General features: G+C 73.2%; 1 protein-coding gene and 1 pseudogene. Both read right to left on the minus strand.

From position 1 onward, the window contains the following. On the minus strand, positions 1-957 hold a 957-nt coding region (gene argC, locus AOK24_RS16935; RefSeq protein WP_055720908.1), incomplete at its 3' end, for an N-acetyl-gamma-glutamyl-phosphate reductase. 155 nt (positions 958-1,112) lie between these two features. Next, positions 1,113-2,468 (minus strand): annotated as a pseudogene (locus AOK24_RS16940) (YfhO family protein); the annotation flags it as partial.

Consider the following 2,468-nt stretch of genomic DNA (forward strand, 5'->3'; position numbering starts at 1 on the left):
GGCACCGCCGGCGGTGCCCTTGGTCAGGTTGTCGATGGCGCTGATCGCGATGATCCGGCCCACGGCCTCGTCGTAGGCGACCTGGATCTGCACGGCGTTGGACCCCTGCACGGACGCCGTCGCGGGCCACTGCCCCTCGGGGAGCAGGTGGACGAACGGCTCGTCGGCGAGGGCCTTCTCGTACGCGGCGCGGACGGTCTCGGCGGTGACTCCCGGCTTGGCCTGTGCGCTGCACGTGGCGAGGATGCCCCGGGACATCGGTGCGAGGGTCGGTGTGAAGGAGACGGTGACCGGCTCGCCCGCCGCCGCGCTGAGGTTCTGGATCATCTCGGGGGTGTGCCGGTGGCCGCCGCCGACGCCGTACGGGGACATGGAGCCCATGACCTCGCTGCCCAGCAGGTTGGCCTTGGGCGCCTTGCCCGCGCCGGAGGTGCCGGAGGCGGCGACGATGATCGCCTGGTTCTCGGCGAGACCGGCCGCGTACGCCGGGAACAGCGCGAGGGAGACGGCCGTGGGGTAGCAACCGGGGACCGCGATGCGCTTGGACCCCTCCAGCGCGGCGCGGCCACCCGGAAGTTCGGGGAGGCCGTAGGGCCAGGTGCCGGCGTGCGGGGAGCCGTAGAACGTCTCCCAGTCGCCGGCGTCCTTCAGCCGGAAGTCGGCGCCCATGTCGACGACCAGGACGTCCGGGCCGAGCTGCTCGGCGACGGCGGCGGACTGGCCGTGCGGGAGCGCGAGGAAGACGACGTCGTGCCCGGCGAGCGCCTCGGGTGTGGTCTCGGCGAGGATCCGGTCGGCCAGCGGCAGCAGGTGCGGCTGGAGTGCGCCGAGGCGCTGTCCGGCGTTGGAGTTCCCGGTCAGCGTGCCGATCTCGACCTCGGGGTGCGCGAGGAGCAGGCGCAGCACCTCACCGCCCGCGTACCCGCTCGCTCCGGCGACTGCCGCACGTACCACCATGGACTCCTCCTCCTGAATGGCATGACTATACGTCTCGCTGCACGTTTATGCAATCGATCGCATACGTCGACGCGCGGCGGCCAGGGAAGTCATCCCCCGGCCGTCAGCGGGAAAACCGTGGCGTACCTCTCGTGCGGAGCTGTGGGGCAGGGGGCTCAGGACGCTATGACCAGGTCCTCGCGGGGTTCGGCGTGCTCCTGTGCGCGCCGTCGCCTGCCGAGCGCGCTCCAGGCGGCGAGCAGCAGGGTGCCGGTGAGCGCGACCGCCCCGACGCCGAGCCCCAGGCGTAGGCCCGGCGTGTGGAACGTGCAGGTCAGGGTGGTCGAGGTCGGGTTCAGGGGGGCCGCGATCAGGCCGTGGAAGTCCTCCGCCGGTACGGCCGGGGCGTCGCCGATCGCGCAGCGCCAGCCGGCGATGCGGGGGGCCGCGATCACCGCGAGGCCCTTGCTGCCCTTCGGGAGTTCGGCGCGGATCGTGCCGTCGTCGACGGTCACCTTCGTCGCGCCGGTCGCCTTCAGGTGGTCCGCCGCAGCGCGCAGTTTCTCCGTGTCCAGGCAGCCGATCGAGCCCTGGCCCGGCATGCGGCTCGCCCTCTTCGGGGCGAGGGTGACGCGGACCTCGCCCGATGCCGGGACCTGGCCCAGCCTCGCCATCGCCGCGATCTTCTTGCGCAGGTCGGAGCGGGACCTGCCGGTGAGGTCGCTGCCTTCGAGGCGGGCGGTGCCTGCATAGCGGGGCGCGTACAGGTACGCCTCGCTGCCCGCCGCGCACCGGGCGGTGAGGCTCGTGCCGCGCAGGGTGACCCTCGGGACGGTGTAGACCCTCGTCCCCAGCAGCAGTTCCTGGTTGCGGTAGGGCGACGTACCGAACTCCGGGCGCGCGGCCCTCGGCCGTACCGTCACCAGCGGGGGTACGTCCTGCCTGGTCACCGTCTCGCCGGTGCCGTCCTGCGGGAACCAGTCCTGGTGCGGGTCCGGCGGGGAGTGCACCCGCGCGCCGACCGAGAAGACCGTGTCGGTGACCGCGTTGTCGAGGCTCTGAAGGCTGCGCCCACCGGAGGTCCAGCCGTCACCGAGGGCGGTGAGGGTGCGGTACAGGACGTCGGACGTGTGGCTGCTGTAGTACTGCGCACCCTGCCCGCCGACCATCATCGGATCGTTCCCGACGGTCTGCTCCCGCCCGGGGTCCGTGCGATAGGCGGGCCAGCCGTCCGCCGAGCGAATGGCCTCGGCCTGCGCGGTCTGGCGGGCGCCCCAGGGGGCGTAGTTGTCGAAGTGGGCGAGGCGCAGACGGGTGGTGACGGCGGAGGTACCGGCGACTTCGCCGAGCTGGAGGGTGAGGAGGAGGGCGATGGCGAGGGTCGCCGGGAGGGGGCGAGGGAATCTCCTGCGGAGCCTCGGGGCGGGCGCGGTAGCTGCGGCGGATGCCACGGCTGCGCCGGGCGCGGCGGCTGGGGTGGGCGCAGCGGCTTCGGTCGGTGCCGCAGCTTCGGCGGCTGCGGCTGCGGCTGC

It is taken from the genome of Streptomyces niveiscabiei (genome assembly GCF_001419795.1).
Lineage (GTDB): Bacteria > Actinomycetota > Actinomycetes > Streptomycetales > Streptomycetaceae > Streptomyces > Streptomyces niveiscabiei.